Raw genomic sequence first — 25750 nt, 5'->3', positions numbered from 1 at the left:
ATCCACGGGATCGTGCTCGCCGGCGGAACCTACGTGCCGATCGACCCGGAGGCGCCGGCCGAGGTCGTCCGCCGGCAGCTGGCGCTGTCCGGTGCGTCGACGGTGATCGTCGCCGGGGCACGTCCGAGCTGGGCCGAGGCCGCGTCCACCGTTCCGGAAACCTTCGTCACCGTCGATCTCGACGCGCTCGCGACCGCTGCGTCGGCTCCCCTCACCCCCGCGGATCGTCCGGTGGCGCTGCGCGCCGGGCACCCGGTCTACACGCTGTTCACCTCGGGCTCGACCGGACAGCCCAAGGGTGTGACGGTCACCCACCGGGGCCTGCACGACATGCTGTCCTGGTTCGGGGCCTACACCGGTGACCCGGCGGACGAACGGGTGCTGGTGAAGACCCCCTACACCTTCGACGCCTCGGTCTGGGAGCTGTTCTGGCCGTTCGTCGCGGGCGCCACCGCCGTGGTCGCAGCACCCGACGGCCACCGTGATCCGGCGCATCTCGCCCGCGTCATCGCCGACGAGCGGGTCACCTCCGTTCAGTTCGTGCCATCGCTGCTCGCGGTGTTCCTCGACGAGAGCTTCGATCCCGCCACCGGTCTGTCCTCGGTGCGTCAGATCTTCACCGGCGGTGAGTCACTCACCCCCGCGGTGACGCAGCAGACGCTCGCGGCCGCCCCGCACGCGGTGGTCGTCAACCAGTACGGGCCGACCGAGATGACGGTGGACGCGACGATCCGGCCCCTGGTCGAACCGGTCGAGGTCGTCACCATCGGCCGCCCGGCGCCGGGCGTGACGGCCCGGGTCCTCGACAACCGCCTCCGCCCGGTGCCGCCCGGCGTTCCCGGCGAGCTGTACCTGGGTGGCGCGCAGATGGCCCGCGGGTATGCCGGCGCTCAGGCGCTGACCGCCCAGGCGTTCGTCGCCGACCCGGCCGGCCCAGCGGGCTCGCGGTTGTACCGGACCGGCGACCTCGCACGCTGGCGCGCCGACGGTGAACTCGAGTATCTCGGCCGAGCCGACTTCCAGGTCAAGATCCACGGACAGCGCATCGAACTCGGCGAGACCGAGGCAGTCCTGTCCGCCGCGCCGGGCGTGGTCGCCGCTGCTACCGCGGTGACCACCACCTCCGCGGGTGATGCGCTCGTCGCCTACCTGACGGGCCATCCGGGCGACACCGTGGACGTCGACACGGTCCGCGCCTTCGCCGCGGAACGGTTGCTCACCCACCTGCGCCCGACACTGTGGGTCGTCCTCGACGAGATGCCCCGTAACGCCTCCGGCAAGGTCGACCGGCGCGCGCTGCCGGCGCCCACCGTGTCCGAGTCCGAGATCGTCGAGCCGACGACACCGGCCGAGCAGGCCCTGGCAGCTGTCGTCGCCGAGGTCCTCGGGGTCGAGCGGGTGTCGGTCGTCGACTCCTTCTTCGATCTCGGCGGCAACTCCCTGGCCGCGATGCGGGTTGCGGCCCGCGCCGGTGCGGCGCTCGGCGTCGAGGTCAGCGTCCGCGACCTCTTCGACGCACCGAGCGTGCGTGAGCTCGCACAGCGTGTCGCCGACCGCGTACCCGGCCTCCCGCCGGTGACCGCGGTGCGCCCGCGCCCGGATGAGATCCCGCTGTCCTATGCGCAGCAACGCATCTGGTTCATCAACCAGTTCGACACCAGCTCGGCGGCCTACAACATCCCGATCGCCCTGCGCCTGCGCGGCAAGCTCGACCTCGCCGCGCTGCGTGCCGCGATGGTCGACGTCGTCGAGCGTCAAGAAGTGCTCCGCACGGTGTTCCCGTCGATCGACGGCGCACCGCAACAGGTCATCGGGGACGCCACCGGTGTGGGCGCCGAACTCGACTGGGATGTCGTCGACGAAGAATCCGACCTGTTCGCCGCCGCCGGCGCGGGTTTCGACGTCGCGGTGCAGCGACCGATCCGCATCCGCGTGCATCGCGTCGACGACCTCGAACACATCGTCCTCATCGTGATCCACCACATCGCCGGCGACGGCGAATCGATGCGCCCGCTCGTCACCGACGTGGTGACCGCGTATGTCGCGCGCTCCCAGGGTCGTTCGCCCGACTTCGCCGAGCTGGAGGTGCAGTTCGCCGACGTCGCGCTCTGGCAACGTCGTGAGCTCGGCTCGATCGACGACCCGGATTCGCGGGTCTCGGCGCAGGTCGACTACTGGCGCACCGCGCTGGCCGGGCTTCCCGAGGTGCTCGAACTCCCCGCCGACCGTCCGCGTCCGAAGGTCGCGTCGATGGCCGGCGCCGAAGTCGGTTTCGAGATCGACTCGGCGACAGCAGATCTCGTCCGAAATCTCGCCATCGAGCGTGGTGTCACCGAGTTCATGGTCATCCATGCGGCACTGGCGGTGCTGCTGTCGCGACTCTCGGCCACCGACGACATCGCCATCGGCACCCCGATCGCCGGACGCGGCGACGCCGCGCTGGATCCGCTGGTCGGCATGTTCGTGAACACGCTCGTGCTGCGGACCGTGGTCGACCCGGCGCAGCGGTTCGCCGACCTTCTCGACGCCGTGCGGGTCACCGATCTCGACGCCTTCGCCCACGCCGATGCCCCCTTCGAGGCGGTCGTGGACGCACTCGCGCCGTCGCGCTCGGAGGCCTTCGCGCCGCTGACGCAGATCCTGCTGACCGTCGACCCCACTCCCGCGGATCCGTCCACTCTCGTCGCCGACATCGACGATCTCGCGGTGGAAGTGGTGGAGACCGAGGAGAACTCGGCCAAGGTGGACCTGACGGTCGGACTCCGCGGGGGTCGCGGCGGATCCTGGATCGGCCGCGTCAACTACGCCACGGACCTGTTCGACGAGGCGACGGTCGCGCGGATGATGGATCGATTCGCGCGGTTGCTGCACGAGCTGGTCACCGACGCGACCGTGCCGGTGGGTGACGCCGACCTGTTCGACACCGACGAGCGCGAGCTGCTGACCCCCGTGGGCCGTCAGCCCGCGACGCCGGCCGTGCCGCTGGCCGAGCTGTTCGCCGCCGCGGTCCGGCGCGGCGGAGCGGACCGGACCGCGGTCGTCGACCCCGAGCGGTCATTGACGTACGGCGAGCTCGATGCCGCGTCGAACCGGCTGGCTCGTCACCTGCTGGATCGGAGCATCGGCCGCGGCACCCTGGTCGCGCTGCTCATCCCGCGGTCGGCGGAACTGATGGTCGCGATCTGGGCGGTGGCCAAGACCGGGGCCGGGTACGTACCGATCGACCCGGATTACCCGGCGGATCGCGTGTCGCACATGATCACCGATTCCGGTGCGCGGCTCGGGCTCACGCTCGGCGACGTGGCCGGGCCCGGGATTCCCGGCAGCGAGTGGCTGGAACTGGACTCGCCGGAGCTCATCGAAGCCGTTGCGGCGGCCAGTGATTCGCCTGTGACCGACGCCGACCGGCCGAGCGCGGTCGGGGCCGACGACACGGCCTACGTGATCTACACGTCCGGATCGACCGGTACGCCCAAGGGCGTCGAGGTCACCGCGGGCGGCCTGCGCAACTTCGGCGTCGAGGCCGCGGAGAAATCCGGAATCACCCCGGACTCACGCGTCCTGGGTTTCGCCTCACCCAGTTTCGACGCCTTCGTACTCGAGTATCTGCTCGCCTTCACCGTGGGTGCCTCCGTCGTGTACCGGCACCGCGACGCGGTGGCCGGTGCACCGCTCGCGGACTTCATGCGCGAGCACCGCGTGACCCATACATTCCTCACCCCGACAGTGCTCGCCTCCCTCGATCCGGCCGACCTCCCGGATCTGCACACCGTCTACGCGGGCGGTGAGGCGGTCCCGGACACCTTGCGTGACCGCTGGGCACCACTGGTGCGCTTCCAGAACCTCTACGGACCCACCGAGGCCACGATCGGTGTCGCGATCGGCCCGCCCATGCGGGTCGAGGAACCGGTCCTCGTCGGACCGCCGATCGGCGGCGTCGACCTGCTGGTGCTCGACTCCCGGCTCCGCCCAGTTCCGGTCGGGGTGGCGGGCGAACTGTACGTGAGCGGCCCGGCCCTGGCGCGCGGCTACCTCGCGCGCCGCGGTCTGACCGCGGAGCGCTTCGTCGCCAACCCCTTCGGCGCGCCGGGCGACCGGATCTATCGCACCGGGGACATCGTCCGCTGGGCCCGTGACCGCGACGGGTCGCTCTCGGTGGACTATGTCGGTCGTAGCGACGACCAGATCAAGCTTCGCGGTCTGCGTATCGAACTCGGCGAGATCGAGAGTGCGCTCGGCGATCACCCCGCGGTGGCCTCCGCGGTCGTCGTCGGCGTCGACTCCGACGGCGGGCTCGCCGCGAGTGGACAGTCGGTCGTCGCGGCGCTCGCCGCCTACGTGGTGTTGCGCGACGCAGTCGACATCGCCACGCTGCGTGAACATCTCGCCGACCGGTTGCCGTTGTTCATGGTGCCGGCCGGGATCGTCGTGCTCGACGCACTGCCGCTGACCCCGGTGGGCAAGCTCGATCGTCGGGCTCTCCCCGCGCCGACCATCGAGGTCGACTCCGATCACGTCGACGCCGAGACGCCGGTCGAGCAGCAGCTCGCCACGATCATCGCCGGACTCCTGGGTCTCGAACGCGTCAGCGTCACCGACTCCTTCTTCGCCCTCGGCGGCGATTCCATCATGTCCATTCAGGTCGCTTCGGCCGCGCGGGCCGCCGGGATCGATGTGTCGCCTCGAGACATCTTCGAGCACAAGACCGTTCGGGCGATTGCCCGCGCCGTCGGCGCCCGTGGCGAGCGGGTGCCCGCCCTTGAGGAACCGGCCGGCGGCGGGATCGGCCCCATGGCCGTGCCGCCGGTGGTCTCGTGGATCCTCGATCAGACCGACGTGGTCACCGACTTCGCCGATTTCTCCCAGTCCATGGTGCTGACCGCGCCGGCCGGACTCACCGTGGAGATCGCGCAGGAACTCCTCGCGCAGGTCGTGTCCGTGCATCCGATGCTCAGCGCGGCGGTCGAACCCGGGCAGGCCGATGGCGAATGGCTCATGCGCACCGGCGTCGCGCCACTGCATCCCGGCGCCGTCACCGCCCTCGCGAGTCCGGTACGGACCGCTGACCTCGGCTTCTCCGACACCGTCGTCGCGGCCTTCGAGGACGCCTCGCGGCGTCTCGACCCGACCACCGGGCAGCTCGTCGCGGCCGTTCTGGTCACCGACCCCGACGCCGCCGCACGGCTCGTCGTCGTCATCCACCACCTGGGCGTCGACGCCGTCTCGTGGCGGGTCATCATCGAGGACCTGCTGACCGCGTGGGCGCAACATCAAGGCGGTCAGGCGTATTCGTTGCGACCGGAGGTCACCTCGGCGCGCGCCTTCACCGCCGCGCTCGACGCCCAGCGGGCCGGGCGATCCGACGAGCTGCGCTACTGGCTCGAACGGTCGCCGGAACGGGTCACCGACCTCGGGGCGGAGGTCGACCGCGCGCGTGACCGCATGTCGACCACCGAGACCGTGGTGCACACGGTCGGCTCGTCGGTGACCGAGGCGCTGCTGACGTCGGTGCCGACCGCCTTCCGCGGCAACGTCAACGACGCTCTCGTGGCTGCTCTGGCGCGCGCTGTCCGGTCGTGGCAGCAGGCCCGGGGCATCGCCGACGACCGGCCGGTGACCATCCTGCTCGAGGGTCACGGCCGATACGAGGAAACCCTGCTACGCGGAACCGATCCGCGGACCGTGGATCTGTCCCGGACCGTCGGGTGGTTCACGACCATCGCGCCGATGGCCGTCGACGTCCGCGGTGACGCCGTCCACACGGTCAAGCTCGCCAAGGAGGAGCGGGTCCGCCAGCCCGACAACGGGATCGGTTACGGACTCCTCCGCTACGGCGACACCGAGCTGTCCCGGCGACCGTTGCCGAGCATCGGCTTCAACTACCTCGGCAACGTCGCGGGAACCGGGGCCGGCGGCGAGAACGCCTCGGCCGTGGGCGAGGCGGGCATGCCGTTCCTGCCCGACCCCGCCGCACCGCGCCTGCCCGGCACGGTCACCGGCGCCATGGTCGTGCCGAACCTGCTGAGCATCAACGCGGGAATCGCGATCGGCGACAGCGGTCGCGAGTTCGTCGCGGGATTCACGTTCCCGCGCGGCGCGATCGACACCAAGGCGGTCGACGACCTCGCGCGGCGCTGGGACGCCGAGCTCGCGACCATCGTCGACGAGGTCGCCCGCGTCGGCGATCCGGGACTCTCCCCGTCGGATGTCCTCGGTGCGCGCGTCACCCAGGACGATCTCGATCACCTGGCCCGGCGGTATCCGGGCGCCGACGTGTGGCCGCTGTCGCCGCTGCAGCGCGGCCTGCAGTTCCAGGCCGAACTCGCCGCGGCGGGCCGCGAAGCCGGGGCGGTCGACGTCTACACTGCGCAGGCGGTTCTCACGCTCAAGGGCGAGGTCGACGCCACCCGTCTCGCCGAGGCCGTGCGCGAGGTCTTCGCCCGCCATCGGGTACTCCGCTCCAGTTTCGTCCGGGTACCCAGCGGCGAGGTCGTCGCGGTGGTTCCGGAGACGGTCGAGATCCCCTGGCGGACAGTGGATGCGGATAACGGCGACGACGCGATCGACGCGGTCGCGCAGGTCGAACGCGCGACGCCGTTCGACCTCGAGTCCGGCCCGCTCATGCGGTTCGTTCTCGTCCGCAGTGGCACACGCTCGACGTTGGTCGTCACCAGCCACCACATCCTGATCGACGGCTGGTCGAGCCCGCTGATCATGGCCGACCTGTTCGCGCTGTACGCCACCGGTCAGACCTACACCGGCACCGTCGCCGCCGAATCCGGGGCTCGGGGAGACTACTTCGACTACCTGCGGTACATCGCCGCCTCCGACACCGAAGCGGGACTGGCGGCCTGGCGGTCGGTGCTGTCCGCCGTCGACGAGCCGACCCTCGTCGGCTCCGGCCGCGAGGCGACCTCCGATCAGCTTCCGCGCGATCACAGCGTGCTGCTCCCGGCCGAGATCACCTCCGCCGTCGACGACCTCACGCGCGCACGGGGAGTCACCGTCTCGACGGTGATGCAGTTCGCCTGGGCGGTGCTGCTCTCGCGCATCACCGGCCAGCGCACGGTCGTCTTCGGCGAGACCGTCTCCGGACGTCCGGCCGATCTGGACGGCGTCGAGACGATGGTCGGCCTCTTCATCAACACCTTGCCCGCGGTCGCGGACGTCGACCCGGGCGCCCGCGCCGCCGACGTCCTGGACGCGCTGCAGGCCTCGAAGGTCGTAGTGCTCGACCACCAGCACCTCGGACTGTCCGAGCTGACCGCACTCGTCGGTCGCGGACAGCTGTTCGACACCCTCGCGGTGCACGAGTCGTATCCGGTCGACGCCCAGTCGCTGAAGCAGGGGGCCGACGCCGGCGGCATCGGGATCGAGGATCTCGACGCCACCGACTCGACCCACTACCCGCTGAATCTGGTGACCGGCGTGGTCGGCGACCAGATCGAGCTGAAACTGAAGTATCTGCCCGCCGCCTTCGACGAGCGACAGGTCCACGTGTACTCCGATGCGCTCGTCCGCATCCTGCGTGCGCTGGTCGACGACCCGACGGTTGCGGTCGGCGCCATCTCCCTGCTCGACGACGCCGAGTACCGGAGCGAGCTCACGCCGCCGGTGACCCGGACCCGCAACACCGACGCCTCGCTCGCCGAGTTGTTCGCGCGGGCAGCGCGCACCCACGCCGATCGTCCGGCGGTCACCGACACCACGTCCACACTCGACTACCGCGAGATCGACGAACGTTCCGCCGCGGTCGCCGCGGCCCTGAGTGCGCGAGGAGTCTCCACCGGCGATCTCGTAGCCGTGGCGACCTCCCGCGGCGTCGATCTCGTTTCCTCGATCCTGGGTGTGTTGCGTTCCGGCGCGGGCTATCTGCCGCTGGACACCACCAATCCGGTCGACCGCCTGCGTTTCATCGTCTCCGATGCCGCGCCGAGCGCGGTGATCATCGACGACACGACCGCGGACTTCGAACTGTGGTCCCAGTTGGGCACCACGCCGGTGGTGCCGGTCGCGCAGCTGATCGCTGAAGGTGCCGCTGCGACTTCGGAACCGGTTACGGTTCATCCCGATTCGCGTGCCTACGTGATCTACACGTCGGGTTCCACGGGCCGGCCCAAGGGTGTCGAGGTCACCCACCGCGACGTGGTGACCCTGATGGACACCGCCGACGATGATTTCGACATCGACGAGACGGACGTGTGGACGATGTTCCATTCGTACGCGTTCGACTTCTCGGTCTGGGAGCTGTGGGGACCATTGCTGTCCGGAGGTCGTCTGGTCCTGGTCGACCGGGACCTGGCGCGGGCGCCGGAGGAGTTCCTCGACCTGTTGGCGCGCGAACGGGTCACCGTGCTGAGTCAGACGCCCTCGGCGTTCTATCAGCTCGCCGAGGCCCGCCGGCGCCGTGGGACCGCACTGTCGTTGCGCTACATCGTGTTCGGCGGCGAGGCGCTCAGCTTCGAGCAGGTCCGACGCTGGTTCGACGATCATCCGGGCGAGGCCACCTCGCTGGTCAACATGTACGGCATCACCGAGACGACCGTGCACGTCAGCTTCCGTCCGCTGAACCCGTCGTCGGTGGCGGCCGATGACGCGAGCTTCATCGGTCGTCCGCTGTCGTCGCTGGCCATCCATGTGCTCGACGAGCGTCTCCGTCCGGTGCCAGAGGGCATCGTCGGCGAGATGTACGTCACCGGTGGACAACTGGCGCAGGGCTACCTGAAACGCGCCGGCCTGTCCGCGACGCGATTCGTGGCCTCGCCCTATGGCGAGCCCGGGTCCCGGATGTATCGCACCGGCGACTTGGCGCGCCGGGTCGGCGATGACATCGAGTACCTCGGCCGCGGCGATGCGCAGGTGCAGTTGCGCGGTTATCGGATCGAGTTCGGTGAGATCGAGGCGGCACTCCTGGCGGTGCCGGGTGTGAGTGCGGCCGCGGCACGTGTCGTCGACATCCCCGGCCGCGGTGAGCAACTCATCGGTTACCTGGTCCGCGACGCGGGCGACGCGGTCGAGGCCGCCGAGGTCCGGCGCATCGCCGGGCGCGCGGTGCCGTCGTACATGGTCCCCGACCAGATCATCGACGTCGACACGCTGCCGTTGACGGCCAACGGCAAACTCGACCGCGATGCCCTTCCGGTACCCGACTCGGCCACCGTCGTCGAGGAGATCGTCGCGCCCACCGGCCCGCAGGAGACCGCGGTCGCGCAGGTCTTCGCCGAGGTGCTCGGTGTCGACGAGATCGGGGTCACGACAAGCTTCTTCGATCTCGGTGGCAACTCGCTATCCGCGACCCGCCTCGCCTCGCGCGTTGCCGATGCACTCGGGACCGAGGTGTCGGTGCGGGACGTGTTCGAGGCGTCGTCCGTCCGCGATCTCGTCGCCGCGGTCGCCGGACGCGGATCCGGTCTGCCGCCCGTGGTCGCGGTCTCGCCGCGCCCGGAGCGGATCCCGCTGTCGTTCGCCCAGCAGCGCCTGTGGTTCATCAACAGGTTCGAGCCCGCGTCGTCGGCCTACAACATCCCGATCGCGCTGCGCTTGCGCGGCGACCTCGACACCGAGGCCCTGCGCGCGGCGGTCGCCGACCTCGTCGCACGGCAAGCCGTGTTGCGCACCACCTTCCCCGAGGTCGACGGTGTACCCCATCAGCACATCGCCGGCCCGGACGAGGTCGTAGACCGGCTGGACTGGGCGGTCGTGGGTTCCCAGGGGGAAATCGAGTCAGCAGTGACCGGCGGCTTCGATGTGACCGTCGACTGGCCGATCCGGGCGCGCCTATGGCCGGTGGCCGACCATGAGTTCGTCTTCGTGGTGGTCGTCCACCACATCGCCGCCGACGGCGAGTCGATGAAACCGATGCTGGCCGACCTGCTCACCGCGTACGGTTCCAGGGTCGAAGGCCTGGACCCGGTGTTCGCGCCACTCGAGGTGGAGTTCGCCGACTACGCGCTCTGGCAGCACGACGTCTTCGGTTCGACCGGGGACCCCGATTCGCTGATCGCCGCCCAGCTCGACCACTGGATCGGCCGGCTCTCCGGTGCGCCGGAGCTGCTCGAGTTGCCCACCGACCGCCCGCGTCCGGCCGTGGCGTCGCAGCGCGGCGCCCGGTTCGACTTCGACATCCCGGCCGAGATCGGGACCGCGATCGAACGCGTGGCCGCCGAGCGGGGCGTCACCCCGTTCATGGTCGTCCACGCAGCACTCGCCGTGCTGCTGGCGCGGCTCTCGGCCGGTGATGACATCGTGGTCGGTACCCCGATCGCCGGCCGTGGGCGGGCCGCTCTCGACCCGCTCGTCGGCATGTTCGTCAACACGCTGGTGCTCCGGGTCCCGGTCGACGCGGGCGAGTCCTTCGAGACCCTGCTGGACCGGGTCCGGACCACCGACCTGGATGCCTTCGCGAACGCGGACGTCCCGTTCGAGACGCTGGTGGAGAAACTCAACCCGGTCCGCACGGAGGCGTTCGCCCCGCTCGCCCAGGTGAATCTCACGTTCGACCAGTCGGCCTCCGCCGACTTCGCGATCGACGCCGAACAGAGTGGTTCCATCGGCGATCTGGGTTTCGAGCCCCTTCCGCCGGCCGCGCCGGGTGCGAAGGTCGACCTGAACTTCGCGATCGACCGGGGAGACGACGGGCGCCGGTGGTCCGGATCGGTCATCTACGCCACCGACCTGTTCGACGAGTCCTCGATCGACACCCTGACCCGTCGACTCGTCGCCGTGCTGACCGGAGTCCTGAGCGCGCCGTCGCGTCCTGTCGGTGACGCCGGGCTCGTGCTGCCGGACGAGTCATCGCGTCTCGACGACTTCGCGACCGGCGCCCGGGTCGCGGTGGGATCACCGCACATCGTGGCCGACCTCGTGGCGTCGAACGCCGCCTCGGCTCCCGATGCGCCTGCGGTCATCTTCGACGACCGCGTGGTCGATCAGGCCGAGTTCGCCGCCCGCGTGTCACTCCTGGCGCGCGAACTCATCGACGCGGGTGTGGGTCCGGATGTCGCGGTCGGCGTCTGTCTCGACCGGTCGGTCGAGATCATGGTCGCGGTACACGGAATCGTCGCCGCCGGTGGGCATTACGTTCCCGTCGACCCGGAGAGCCCGGCCGAACGCGGGCAGTACATCCTCGACACCGCGCAGGTGGCGACCGTCGTCGTCGGTCCCGGAGCGATCCCGTCCGTCCTCGACGAGTTCGGTGGCCGGATCGTGCGTGTCGACGCCTCGACTCCGCTCCCGGACGCGCACGTACCTCCGGTGACCGAGGCCGACCGTCTCGGGGTCGTCCATCCGGACAACGCCGTCTACACGATCTTCACCTCCGGATCGACGGGACGCCCGAAGGGTGTCACCGTCACCCACGGTGCGCTGCGCAACACCCTAGCGTGGTTCAGCGAATCGAACGGCGAAGGGCCGCATTGCTTCCTGCTGAAGACGCCGTACACCTTCGACGCCTCGGTCTGGGAGTTCTTCGGGCCGGTGTTCAATGCCTCGCCGGTCGTCGTCGCCGAACCGGGCGGCCACCGCGATCCGCGTCATCTCGCCGGGCTCATCGAGCGCCACGGCGTGACCACGGTGAAGTTCGTCCCCTCGATGCTCGCCGCCTTCCTCGACGGGGCCACCGGTGTCGGCATCGAGCGGCTCGCCAGCCTGCGCCGGATCTTCTCCGGCGGCGAGGCGCTGCTGCCCGGCCTCGCGTCGGGACTGGCGGCCGCACTTCCGAATGCGCTGTTGGTCAACCAGTACGGTCCCACCGAGGCCGTCGTCGACATCACCTACGGTGCCGTTACCGGGCCGCCGCCGCAGAATATCCCGATCGGAACCCCGGTCTGGAACTCGTCGGTGCGCGTGCTCGACGCGCGGCTGCGTCCGGTGCCCGTCGGCGTGGCCGGTGAGCTGTACCTCGGCGGAGCCCAGCTGGCACGCGGGTACGCCTCCAGGCCCGGCCTGACCGCCCAGACCTTCGTCGCCGACCCGTTCGGGCCGGCCGGTGCGCGGTTGTACCGCACCGGTGACCGCGGACGCTGGAATGCCGCCGGTGAACTCGAATACCTGGGTCGCAACGACTTCCAGGTGAAGCTGCGCGGCCAGCGCATCGAACTCGGCGAGATCGAGTCGGTGCTCGGATCGGCCCCCGGTGTCGTGCACACCGCCGTGGTGGTCGCCGCCCCCGCCGGGGGAGGCGAGCGGCTGGTGGCCTACCTGGCCGCCGGGCCGGGCGTCGATCTCGACGCCGACACGGTGAAAGACGTTGCGCGGCGCGGGCTCCCGGAGTTCATGGTCCCGACCACGTGGATGGTCCTGGACCAGATGCCGCTGACCACCTCGGGCAAGGTCGATCGTCGCGCGCTCCCCGCGCCGCAGTTCACCGCGGGTGAGTACGTGGCGCCGGCCTACGGCCAGGAGACCGAGGTCGCCGAGATCTTCGCCGGGTTGCTCGACGTCGATCGTGTCGGTGCGACCGACGACTTCTTCGCCATCGGCGGCACGTCGCTGTCGGCGATGCGGTTGGCCTCGCGTGTCTCGGATGCGTTGGGGCGTGATGTCTCGGTGCGCGATGTGTTCGACGCGCCGACGGTGCGGGAACTCGTCGGCCGTGCAGGTGGGCGCGGGCGAGCGTTGCCACCGGTGGCTGCGTACCGTCCACGTCCGGAGAGTCTGCCGCTCACCTTCGCACAACAGCGGATGTGGTTCATCAACCAACTCGACCCCGGACAGGCGACTTACAACATCCCGATCGCTCTGACGCTGCGTGGCGATCTGGACGACGCGGGGCTACGCGACGCACTCGCCGATGTCGTCCGTCGCCACGAAGTTCTCCGTACGACCTTCCCGTCCGCGGACGGGGTGCCACACCAGGTCGTCCACTCCGCCGACGAGGTCGACGGCCGGATCGACTGGGCCGTGGTCGGGACCACTGACGATCTCTACGCCGCGGCGACAACGGGGTTCGACGTCACCATCGACTGGCCCATGCGTGCGCGACTGACGCGGACCGGTGACCACGAACACGTGTTCTTGATCGTCCTGCACCACATCGCGTCGGATGGTGAGTCGCGTCCGGTTCTGGCCCGCGACCTACTGACGGCCTACTCAGCCCGCTGCGTCGGACAAACGCCCGCATTCTCCGCTCTCGACGTGCAGGTCGCTGACGTCGCGCTGTGGCAGCACGAAGTTCTCGGCGACGCCAGTGATCCGACTTCGCCGGTGTCGCAACAACTCCGGTACTGGGAACAGCAGCTCGCTGGCCTTCCGGAGGTCATCGATCTACCCGCCGACCGACCGCGGCCGGCTGTCGCGAGTCAGCACGGTGCGCACCTGCCTGTCGAGGTCCCCGGGGAACTGGGCGACGCGATCAACGGGATGGCCCGCGAGCACGGGGTGACCGCGTTCATGGTGATCCATGCAGCGTTGGCGGTGTTGCTGAGCCGTACGTCGCTGGTCGACGACGTGGCCATCGCGACACCCGTCGCCGGGCGCGGTCAGCCCGAACTCGATCCGCTCATCGGCATGTTCGTCAACACCCTGGTGTTGCGTACCCGTGTCGATCCCGCCGCGACCTTCCTCGACATCCTCGAGCAGACCCGCGACACCGACCTCGATGCCTTCGCCAATGCCGACCTGCCCTTCGAGCGTCTGGTCGACCACCTCAACCCGGTCCGGTCCGAGGCCTTCGCCCCATTGGCTCAAGTCCTGTTCACCCTGAACCAGGCGACGCTGCCGGAACTCGGTGGCGAGTTGGGCGCGGTCGTGGTGGACGGTCTGACCGTCGAAGCCGTGGACAACGAAGTCACCCCGGCGAAGGTGGACCTGACCATCGGGCTCGCGGCCGCTGCCGCCGGCCAGCCGTGGCGCGGTTCCATCGTCTACGCCACGGACTTGTTCGACGAGTCGACTGTCGTCCTGTTGAGGGAACGGTTCCTGCGTCTCCTCTCGGACCTCATCGCGAACCCGGCGATCGGAGTCCTCGACGTCGGACTCATGTCGCCCGACGAGGTCGCCGCGGTCCGCGGGTTCGAGCAGGGCCCGGATGTGACGCTGCCGGATGTCGTTTCTGTCGATGCCGCGGTGATGCGGACGGTCATCCGGGACAGCGGTCGCACCGCGCTCATCGCCGGCGAGCGCGAGGTGTCCTACGGCGAGTTCGGCGCGCGGGTCAACACGCTCGCCCGGACGCTGCGAGACCTGGGCGTCGGACCCGATACCGCAGTGGGCCTGTGTATTCCGCGCTCGGTGGAGATGGTCGTCGCGATTCACGCGGTGGTCGCCGCGGGCGGACAGTACGTTCCGATCGACACGTCGGCGCCCGCTGAACGCGTGCGGTACATGGTCGAGACAGCAGGTGTCTCAGTGGTGCTCGTCAGCGGGGACCGGACCCCGCCCGCCGTCGCCGAACTCGGCGACCTCGTGACGATGCACGCGATCAGTGCCGACGCGGCGGTCGACCTGTCCACGCCGCCGCTGACCGATGCCGAACGCGTCCGTCCCATCCGCGGCGACGACGCCATCTACACCCTCTTCACCTCAGGGTCCACCGGACGTCCGAAGGGTGTCACGCTCTCCCATTCCGCGGTGCTGAACCGCCTCTGGTGGGGCCTGGACGAACTGCCCATCGGCACCGTCGACCGCGTGGTGCTGAAGACCCCGTACACCTTCGATGTGTCGGTGCCCGAGTTGTTCGCGCCCCTCATGGTCGGCGCGTCGATGGTCATCCTCCAAGCCGACGGTCACCTGGACCCGGTCTATGTCGCCGACGAGGTCAGTCGGACCAGGGCGACGATGGTCCACTTCGTGCCGTCGATGCTGTCGGTCTTCCTCGAGGTCGCCGGTGAGGAGCGGGTACGGGCCTGGAAATCGGTGCGCATCATCTCCACCACCGGCGAGGCTCTACCACCGGCGTCGGCCGGCCGGGTGCGCGACTGGTTGCCGCAGGTGTTGTTCTACAACCTCTACGGCCCGACCGAAGCTGCGGTCGAGATCACCTATGAGCGGATCGAGGCGGTCCATTCCGAGGATCCGTCGGTGCCGATCGGCATACCGATGTGGAACTCGTCGTCCGTGGTGCTCGATTCCCGACTGCGGCGAGTGCCGCCCGGTGTCCCGGGTGAGCTCTACCTCGGGGGCGTTCAGTTGGCACGCGGGTACGCCGCCCGACCGGACCTGACCTCGGAGCGTTTCGTCGCCAGTCCCTTCGGTCGTGGCGAACGCCTCTACCGCACCGGCGATCTCGTCCGTCGACGCCGCGACGGGGTCCTGGAATACCTGGGCCGCACTGACTTCCAGGTGAAGTTGCGTGGCCAGCGCATCGAGCTCGGTGAGATCGAAGCGGTGATCGCCACTGCGCCCGGGGTGGTGCACACCGCCGCCACGGTCATCGACGCACCCACCGGGGACCAGCATCTGGTTGCCTACATCGCCGGGCCCGCCGGGGTCTCGGGTATCGATCTCGACGCCGTCAAGGGTGTCGTGGCCGACGCGTTGCCGGAGTACATGCGCCCGACCGTCTGGGTTGTCCTCGACGACATCGCACTCAACAGCGCGGGCAAGATCGACCGAAAGGCGTTGCCGGAACCAGAGTTCGCGGCCGCCGAGTACGTGGCGCCGGAGACCGAGGACGAGACCGGGGTCGCCGAGACCTTCGCCGAGGTCCTCGGCGTGGACCGGGTGTCGGTCGTCGAACCGTTCTTCGACCTCGGTGGCAACTCACTCTCCGCCATGCGCGTCGTGGCGCGACTGTCCGACGCCTTCGGCGTCGCCGTGACCGTGCGCGACCTGTTCGACGCGCCGACCGCGCGCGGCCTCGCCGAGGTTCTGGGCGTGCGCGCCGGGCACGCGGCGACCACAGTGGACAGCCCGGTACGGACGGCGCACTTCGACCGCATCCCGTTGTCCTTCGACCAGATCCGGATGTGGTTCATCAACCGGCTCGAACCCGACGCGCCCACGTACAACATCCCGGTGGTCATGCGGCTCACCGGGGCGCTCGACGTCGCAGCACTGCATGCCGCAGTCATGGATGTGGTGGCCCGGCATGACATCCTGCGGACCGCGTTCCCGGAACGCGATGGGGAGCCCTATCAGGACATCGCGCCGGTCGAGGAGATCGGATCACGCCTCGACTGGGCAGTCGTCCATTCCGAAGAGGCCATGTGGACGGCGGCACTCGGCGGCTTCGACGTCACGTCGCACTGGCCGATCCGGGTCCGGTTGTACCCGGTCGCGGACGACGAGCACATGCTCGCGGTCGTCCTGCACCACATCGGTGCCGATGGCGAGTCGATGGGTCCGCTGGTCGCCGATCTCGTGACCGCTTATTCGGCTCGTGTCCGCGGCCGTGAGCCGCAGTTCACCCCCCTGGCAATGCAGTTCGCAGACTTCGCGATCTGGCAGCACGCCACGCTCGGGTCACCCACCGACCCGCACTCGGTGGCCGGGACGCAATTGGCTTACTGGGCGGAACAACTCGCAGGACTACCGGACGTGCTGGAACTACCGGCGGACCGCGCGCGGCCGAAGGTGGCATCGGGGCGCGGCGGACGTGTCGCCTTCGAGATCCCGGCGTCCGTCGCGAACCGGATCGGCGAATTGGCGCGTGACGCGGGAGTCACCCCCTTCATGGTGGTCCATGCGGCGCTGGCGGTCCTGCTGTCCCGCATGGCGGCCACGGATGACGTCGCAGTCGGCACCCCTGTCGCCGGTCGCGGGCGGGCCGAGCTGGACCCGATGATCGGTATGTTCGTGAACACCCTGGTGTTGCGGACCGCCGTCGGCTCCGGCGACTCGTTCGAGGCGCTTCTCGAGCGCGTCCGTGACGTGGATCTTGACGCGTTCGCGCACTCGGATGTGCCGTTCGAAACCGTGGTGGAACGGATGAATCCCGTTCGGTCCGAATCGTTCGCGCCTCTTGCCCAGGTCTGGTTGACCTTGGACCAGTCGGTGGTCCCCGAGTTGGCGGGGTCGGGTCTGGCCGGTGGCGAGGTCGCGGACGTGCGGGTCACGCCCGTCGAGGTGCCGCAGCTGACCGCGAAGGTCGATGCGTTGTTCGGGATCGGGACCGCCGGACCCGGACAGCCCTGGCCCGCGGTGATCCAGTACGCCACCGATCTGTTCGACGAGCGGAGCGTCGCCCGTCTGGCCGATCGGTTCGTCGCGGTTCTGACCGCCTGCGTCCACGACCCGGCGATCGCGACCGGTGACGTCCCGGTGCTGTTCGACTCGGAGATCGCCGAACTCGCCGCCCTGCCGCTCCCGGCCACCGACACGGTCAACGCGGGTGCGTCCCTCGTCGACCTCTTCGGCCGGACGGTGTCGGCACATCCGCATCGTCGTGCGGTGACCGCGGGTGAGACAACGCTCAGCTACGCCGAGTTGGATGCGCGGTCGTCCGCGATCGCTGCGGCGCTGCAGGCGCGCGGTGTACGCGCGGGTGATCTGGTGGCGGTGGCACCGTCTCGTTCGGTGGACCTGGTGAGTTCGATTGTCGGTGTCTTGCGTTGCGGTGCAGGCTATCTCCCGCTGGACACGACGAACCCGGTGGATCGGTTGCGATTCATCGTCGCCGATGCAGCGCCGTCTGTGGTCGTGACCGATCAGACCACTGCCGAAGCCGAACTCTGGACCCAACTGGACTCCACCCCGGTGGTGACGGTCGAGGACCTCGTCCGAGAGGGCCACCAGACGTCGCCGGGCCAGGTGGCGATCCATCCGGAGTCGCGCGCGTACGTGATCTACACGTCGGGGTCGACTGGTCGTCCGAAGGGCGTCGAAGTCACCCACCGCGATGTGGTGACCCTGATGGACACCGCTGCAGGCGATTTCGACTTCTCCGAGGCGGATGTCTGGACGTTGTTCCACAGCTATGCCTTCGACTTCTCGGTGTGGGAGTTGTGGGGTCCGCTGCTGAGCGGAGCCAGGCTCATCGTCGTCGACCGGTACCTCGCGCGGTCACCGGACGAGTTCCTGGAACTCCTGGCCCGCGAACGGGTCACGGTGTTGAGTCAGACACCGTCGGCGTTCTATCAGCTGGCGGAGGCGCGCCGGCGGAATCGCACGGCGCTCGGGCTGCGATACATCGTGTTCGGTGGTGAGGCACTGAGTTTCGAGCAGGTGCGTCGCTGGTTCGACGATCATCCGGCGGAGACCACGCAGCTGGTGAACATGTACGGCATCACCGAGACCACCGTGCACGTCAGCTTCCGGCCGCTGGAACCGGAGACAGTGACTGCTGACGACGCGAGTTTCATCGGTCGTCCGTTGTCGTCGCTGAGCATCCACGTGCTGGATGATCGTCTGCGGCCGGTGCCCGAGGGCGTGGTCGGCGAAATGTACGTGACCGGCGGCCAGTTGGCGCAAGGCTATCTGAACCGGGCCGGCCTTTCCGCGGCCCGCTTCGTGGCGGCTCCACACGGTGAGCCCGGGACCCGGATGTATCGCACCGGGGACCTGGCGCGTCGAGTCGGCGGTGACATCGAGTACCTCGGGCGCGGCGATGCGCAGGTGCAGCTCCGCGGTTACCGGATCGAACTCGCGGAGATCGAGGCGGCATTGTTGTCGGTGCCGGGTGTGAGTGCGGCAGCCGCCAGAGTCGTCGAGATCCCGAGGCGCGGCGAGCAACTCATCGGATACGTGATCTCCGACGGTTCCCACGACATGGATCTCCACGAGGCACGTCGCACAGTGGGTCGGCGCCTCCCGGAGTACATGATCCCGGACATGGTCGTCGAGGAGCTGTCGTTCCCGCTCACCGCCAACGGCAAACTCGATCGCGACGCGCTACCCATCCCGGAGATCAACGTCGACTCGGACGACTTCGTCGCACCGGCCACCAAGACCGAGGCGAGCCTGGCACGGGTGTTCGCCGACGTGCTCGGGGTGGACCGGGTGTCGGTCGACACGTCCTTCTTCGATCTCGGCGGCAACTCGTTGTCTGCCATGCGGGCGGTGGCACGCGCCTCGGATCATCTCGGTGTAGAGGTCTCGGTTCGCGACATCTTCGACTTGTCGACCGTCCGTGAACTGGCCGCCGCGCTGGCGCGCCGTGGTGCCGGATTGACGCCGGTGACCGCGCATGTCGTGCGGCCCGAGCGGGTCCCGGTGGCTTTCGCTCAGCAGCGGATGTGGTTCCTCAACCGCCTCGCTCCGGACTCCGTCACCTACAACATCCCCGTGGTCGTCCGCCTGACGGGCGACCTCGATGTGACCGCGTTGCGTACCGCGGTCGTCGACGTCGTGATCCGCCACGAGGTCTTGCGGACGACGTTCCCGGAGTACGACGGCCTGCCGTATCAGCGGGTCTCGCCCGTGGAGCGCGTCAACGCCGAACTCGATTGGGCCGTCGTCGATTCCGAGGAAGAGTTGATCCGGGTGATGTCCGGGTTCGATGTCACCGTCGACTGGCCGATTCGCGTCCGCCTGTGGAAGTCGGGCGACGGCCAGCACGTCCTGGCCGTCGTGCTGCACCATATCGGCGCCGACGGCGAGTCGATGCGGCCTCTGCTGACCGATGTGCTGACGGCCTACGAGGCCCGGGCAAACGGCGTGGAGCCCGCGTTCGCGCCGCTCGAGGTGCAGTTCGCCGACTTCGCCCTGTGGCAGCACGAGGTTCTCGGCGACGGGTCCGATCCCACCTCGGTGACGGGCCGGCAGTTGGCCTACTGGACGGGCAAACTCGCAGGCCTTCCCGAGGCCCTGGAACTGCCCTTCGACCGTCCCCGCCCGCTGGTCGCCTCGCAGCACGGCGGACGCGTGCGAGAGACGATCCCCGCAGTCGTCGGCGAACGAATTCGCGCTCTCGCTCACGACGCGGGCGTCACCCCGTTCATGGTCGTGCATGCCGCGCTCGCGGTCCTCCTGGCGCGCCTGTCGGCGACCGAGGACATCGCGATCGCGACGCCGATCGCCGGACGCGGCCAGCGCGCGCTCGACCCGCTCGTGGGCATGTTTGTCAACACCCTGGTGTTGCGTACCGAGGTCCGACCGAACATGAGCTTCGCCGAACTGATCGAGCAGGTCCGCGAGACCGATCTCGAAGCCTTCGCCAACTCCGACGTCACCTTCGAGACCTTGGTCGAACGACTCGACCCGGTGCGCTCCGAGGCCTTCGCCCCGCTTGCACAAGTCATGTTGACCTTCGGACAGACCGCCATTCCGGAACTGGCCACCGACACCACCTCCGCTTCCGTTGCCGGTCTGCTCATCGAACCGGTCACCGACCCCGACCCAGCTGCCAAGGTCGACCTGACCGTCGGCGTCACGGCTCCGGAAGGTGCGGGCGACTGGCCGCTCGAGATCGTCTATGCCCGTGATCTGTTCGGCGAGGAGTCGGCGACCAGGCTCGTCCGACGGTTCGTCGGCCTTCTGGGACAGCTCGTGACCGACATCTCGGCATCTGTGGCTACGGCCACGTTGCTCGAACCGGCGGAAGTCACCGAGATACTCGCGCGCTCGCGCGGTATCGACTTGGCGATGCCGGTCACATCCTTGACCGAAGCCCTGGGCCGACACGGACGGGCCGCCCGCGAGGGCATCGCGGTGGTTCATGGCGGCCGACGGGTTACCTATCGCGAATTCGACTCTCACGTAGCAGGTCTCGCGCGTGAACTACTAGGCCTCGGTGTCGGACCCGAGGTGCCGGTGGCAGTATGCATCGACCGCGGAATCGACATGCTGGTGGCTATTCACGCCGTTGTTGCGGCCGGCGGGCACTACGTGCCGGTGGACACCGCCGCGCCGCGTGATCGCGCCGTCTACATGCTCGAGACCGCAGGCGTCGGGATCGTCCTCATCGGACCGCGCCCGGTGGACACCGATCTGTCCGGCCTCGACGACGTCCGTTTTGTCACCGTCGACACCGCTCGCGACCCCGGGTCGGACATCGCGCCGATCACCGACGCCGACCGGGTCCGACCGATCCGCGGTGACGACCCGGCTTACACCCTCTTCACTTCCGGTTCGACCGGTCGGCCGAAGGGCGTGACGGTCTCGCACCGCGCGATCGTGAATCGCCTGGACTGGATGCGCGACTGGTACGCGATCGGACAGGCAGACGTCTTCGTGCAGAAGACGCCGATCACCTTCGACGTCTCGGTGTGGGAACTGTTCCTTCCGTTCGAGGTCGGAGCGACCCTGGTGATTGCTGATGCCGGCCGGCACGGCGACCCGGAGTACCTCGCCGATCTGATCGGAACACAACGGGTCACGATCATTCATTTCGTGCCGTCGATGCTGTCGGTGTTCCTCGACGTTCTCGGGGACAGGACGGGTGACCTCGCGTCGCTGCGACTGACATTCACCTCTGGTGAGGCGCTCACGGTGGCGGCCGCCCGATCGCTGCTCGCCGCGCTACCGGGCAACGAGTTGCACAACCTCTACGGTCCGACGGAGGCTGCGGTCGACGTGACCGCCCACCACGTGCAACCGGGCGAGGATGTCGTGCCCATCGGCGTACCGGTGCCTAACACCGCGACATTCGTTCTCGATGCGCGGCTGCAACGCGTACCGGCGGGCGTGCCGGGCGAGTTGTACCTCGGCGGAGTGCAACTCGCGCGCGGGTACTCCGCACGGCCGGGACTGACCGCCGAGCGTTTTGTCGCCAATCCGTTCAGCGGGACCGGAGAACGTCTCTATCGCACCGGTGACCTGGTGCGTTGGAATACAGAAGGGCAGCTGGAGTATCTGGGTCGTACCGACTTCCAGGTGAAGTTGCGCGGACAGCGCATAGAGTTGGGCGAGATCGAGTCGGTCATCGCGACCGCACCTGGAGTCGTGCACACTGCCGTGACGGTGTACTCGACACCGGACACCGGAGAACACCTCGTCGCCTACGTGGCAGGGGCCTACGGATCACGGGTAGACCTCGATGCGGTGAGGGACGTCGTGGCCCGATCGCTTCCGGCGTACATGCGGCCCACCATCTGGGTTCCCGTCGAGGAGATGGTGCTCAACACCGCAGGCAAGATCGATCGACGCGCACTGCCTGAGCCCGAGCTCGTCGCGGCATCGGCCGCCGAGTTCGTCGCACCGGCGGATGAGTTCGAGGCCGAGGTGGCGGAGGTGTTCGCCGGGGTCCTCGGTCTCGAGGCGATCGGCGTCACGACGAGCTTCTTCGACCTGGGTGGTAACTCGCTGTCCGCGACCCGCCTGGCGTCACGGGTCGCGGCCGCGTTGGGTACCCGAGTGACCGTCCGCGACGTATTCGATGCGCCGTCGGTGCGGGAACTCGTCGCCGCAGTGGCTGATCGCGGCGCAGATCTTCCACCAGTGACGACAGTGTCGCCGCGGCCGGATCGGATCCCGCTGTCCTTTGCGCAGCAACGGCTCTGGTTCATCAACCGGTTCGAACCGGGTGAGGCGATGCACAACATCCCCGCGGTCCTGCGGATGCGCGGTGGCCTCGATGTCGAGGCACTGCGTGCGGCACTGGTGGATGTGGTCTCTCGTCACGAGGTGCTGCGAACCACGTTCCCGGACGAGGCCGGTGTGCCATATCAACTCGTCCATCCCAAGTCCTCGGTCGTCGAGCACCTCGATTGGCTTGTCGTCGACTCCGAGGCCGACCTGGTCGACGGGGCGACCGCCGGCTTCGACGTCACCTCCGAATGGCCGATCCGTGCCCGTCTGTACCCCGTCGCCGACGATGAGCACATCCTCGCCATCGTCCTGCACCACGTCGGCGCGGACGGCGAGTCGCTGTCGCCGCTGGTGTCCGACCTGGTCACCGCCTACACCGCGCGGGCCGCCGGTCAGCAGCCCGAATTCGCCCCGCTCCCTGTACAGTTCGCTGATTACGCGATCTGGCAGCACGAGGTGCTCGGCTCGGTCGACGATCCCGAATCCGTGGTTGCTCGTCAACTCGCCTACTGGACAACTCAGCTCGCAGGCCTGCCCGACGTCCTCGAACTACCCGCTGATCGGCCGAGGCCCGCCGTCGCATCCGGTCGTGGTGCGCGCGTCGGCGTCGACATCCCGGCCGATGTCGCCAGTGCTGTCGCCGATCTCGCCCGTGCGGGTGGAGTGACTCCCTTCATGGTCGTGCATGCTGCCCTCGCAGTTCTGCTCGCACGACTCTCGGCGACGGACGACATCGCGGTGGGCACGCCGATCGCCGGTCGAGGCCAGGAAGTGCTCGATCCGCTGGTCGGCATGTTCGTCAACACGCTCGTCCTGCGGACCGGCGTCGACGGTGGCCGGTCGTTCCAGGAATTCCTCGCGGATGTTCGCGAGACAGACCTGAGCGCCTTCGCTCACGCCGACATCCCGTTCGAGACCCTCGTCGACCGACTCAACCCGGTTCGCTCCGAGGCGTTCGCTCCACTGGCGCAGGTGATCTTCTCCTTCGACCCGGCCGCGTCGGTGACCGAAGCTCTCGGCGAGGCCGGCGGACTGACGGTCACGCCGTACGATGACGTGGCCGCGATGGCGCAGACCGACCTGTGGATCACGGTGTCGTCTCGCCCGGTCGGCCAGGTATGGCCGATGTCGATCACCTATGCCACCGACCTCTTCGAGGAAGCGACCGTCCTTGAGTTCGCCAACCGCTTCACCCGCCTGCTCGGTGCGTTGACCGCGGCGCCGGGAACCGCAGTGGGCGACGCGCCCTTCGTCGCGCCGGCGACGGTGGCCGAGATCGAGACCGCTGAATGGGGCGATCCCGTGGAGTTGCCGGCCGTGCAGACGGTCAGTGACGCCGTGGCCGCGCAGGCCCGACGCACTCCTGACGCGACCGCGCTCGTCTTCGGTGAGCGTGAGGTGTCCTACGCGGAGTTCTCGGCCCGGGTCAACACGCTCGCCCGTGCCCTGATAGCCGCCGGGGTCGGTCCCGATGTCGCTGTGGCGCTGTGTGTTCCGCGATCGGTCGAGATGATGGTGGCCATCCATGCCGTCGTCGCCGCCGGTGGTCAGTACGTACCCGTCGACGTGGCCGCACCCGCGGACCGCGTTCGCTACATGTACGAGACCGCCGGTGCGCGAGTGCTGCTGGTCGCCGACGCGGACGGGGTACCCGGCGCGGTGAACGCCGCGGACGAGGCCGGGGTCCGTGTCATGACCGTCGACGCCTCGGCGCTGCTGGACGTCGACGCGGCGTCCGCCGCCCCGGTGTCCGACGACGAGCGACTCGCGCCGCTGCGCCCGGACGATGCGGCATACACCCTCTTCACCTCCGGGTCGACCGGACGTCCGAAGGGTGTGACCCTCTCACACGCGGCCGTGCTCAACCGCCTGTGGTGGGGCCTGGACGCGCTGCCGATCGGCCCCGACGACGTCGTGATGCAGAAGACGCCGTACACCTTCGACTGCTCGGTGCCGGAACTGTTCGCGCCGTTGGCGATCGGCGCGCGCGTGGTCGTCCTCGCCGACGGTGGTCACCTCAATCCGCGGCAGGTGGCCGACGAGATCGCCCGCACCGGCACGACGATGGTGCACTTCGTGCCGTCCATGCTCTCGGTGTTCCTCGAGGTCGTCGACCGCGAACAGCTCGCCGCGCTCGACACCCTCCGGATCGTCTCGACCACGGGTGAGGCGTTGCCGCCGGCGGTCGCGGCACCGGCGCGCGAACTGTGGCCGGATGCCTGGTTCTTCAACCTGTACGGCCCGACCGAGGCCGCGGTGGAGATCACGTTCGAGCGGATTCACTCCGTCGCCGCGGATGATCCGACGGTGCCCATCGGCGTTCCGGTCTGGAATTCGTCTGCAGTGGTGTTGGATTCGCGGTTGCGCCGGGTCCCTCCCGGCGTGCCCGGCGAGCTCTACCTCGGCGGGGTCCAACTCGCCCGCGGTTACGCCGCCCGCCCGGACCTCACTGCCGAGAGATTCGTCGCCGACCCGTACGGCGAGCCGGGCTCGCGTCTGTACCGCACCGGCGACCTGGTGCGCCGCCGTCCCGATGGCGTGCTGGAGTATCTCGGCCGCACCGACTTCCAGGTCAAGCTGCGCGGACAGCGCATCGAACTCGGTGAGATCGAGGCGGTCATCGCGTCGGCGCCCGGCGTCGTGCACGCTGCGGCGACGGTGGCCACCGCACCCGGTGGCGGCGAACACCTCGTCGGTTACGTGGCGGGGGCCCCGGGCGAGCGTCTCGACATCGACGCGGTGAAGTCCGTTGTCGCGGCGTCGCTCCCGGAGTACATGCGGCCGAGCGTGTGGATGCCCGTCGAGGACATCGCGCTGAACACCGCAGGCAAGATCGACCGTCGTGCACTGCCTGAGCCGGTGTTCTCCGCCGGTGAGTACGTCGAGCCCGCCGATGAGTCGGAGGCCGCGGTGGCGGCCGTGTTCGCCGACGTCCTCGGCCTCGGCCGCGTGAGCGTCACCGACTCCTTCTTCGACCTCGGTGGCAACTCGCTGTCGGCGATGCGGTTGGCCGCGCGCGTCGGTGAGGTCACCGGCAGCGAGATCTCGGTCCGCGATCTGTTCGACGCGCCGAGCGTGCGAGAACTGGCCCGTGCCAGCGCCGATCTCGACGCAGCCCGGGCGCCCATCGTCGCGGTCAGTCCGCGTCCGGAACGCATCCCGCTGGCCTTTGCGCAGCAACGGATGTGGTTCGTCAACCAAGCCGATACCACCTCGTCGGCCTACAACATCCCGGTGGTGTTGCGGCTGTCCGGTTCCCTCGACGAAGACGCTCTGCACGCCGCCCTGATCGACGTGGTGTCGCGCCACGAGTCGCTGCGGACCACGTTCCCGTCCGCCGACGGCACGCCGTATCAGAAGATCAACCGCGCGACCTCGGTCGCCGCGCGTCTGGACTGGGATGTGG

1 protein-coding gene (only partly in view) is annotated in these 25750 nt (G+C 69.1%); it reads left to right on the top strand.

The whole window is internal to a non-ribosomal peptide synthase/polyketide synthase gene (locus PWF70_RS18855; protein WP_286352729.1) on the top strand: the coding sequence, 42063 nt in all, runs 3852 nt past the left edge and 12461 nt past the right edge, and what appears here is coding positions 3853-29602, spanning codon 1285 (complete) through codon 9868 (partial); the first codon wholly inside the window starts at position 1. Both the start codon and the stop codon lie outside the window.

It is taken from the genome of Gordonia sp. Swx-4, assembly GCF_030316175.1.
Lineage (GTDB): Bacteria > Actinomycetota > Actinomycetes > Mycobacteriales > Mycobacteriaceae > Gordonia > Gordonia alkanivorans.
This window is presented reverse-complemented; position numbering and strand designations above follow the sequence as displayed.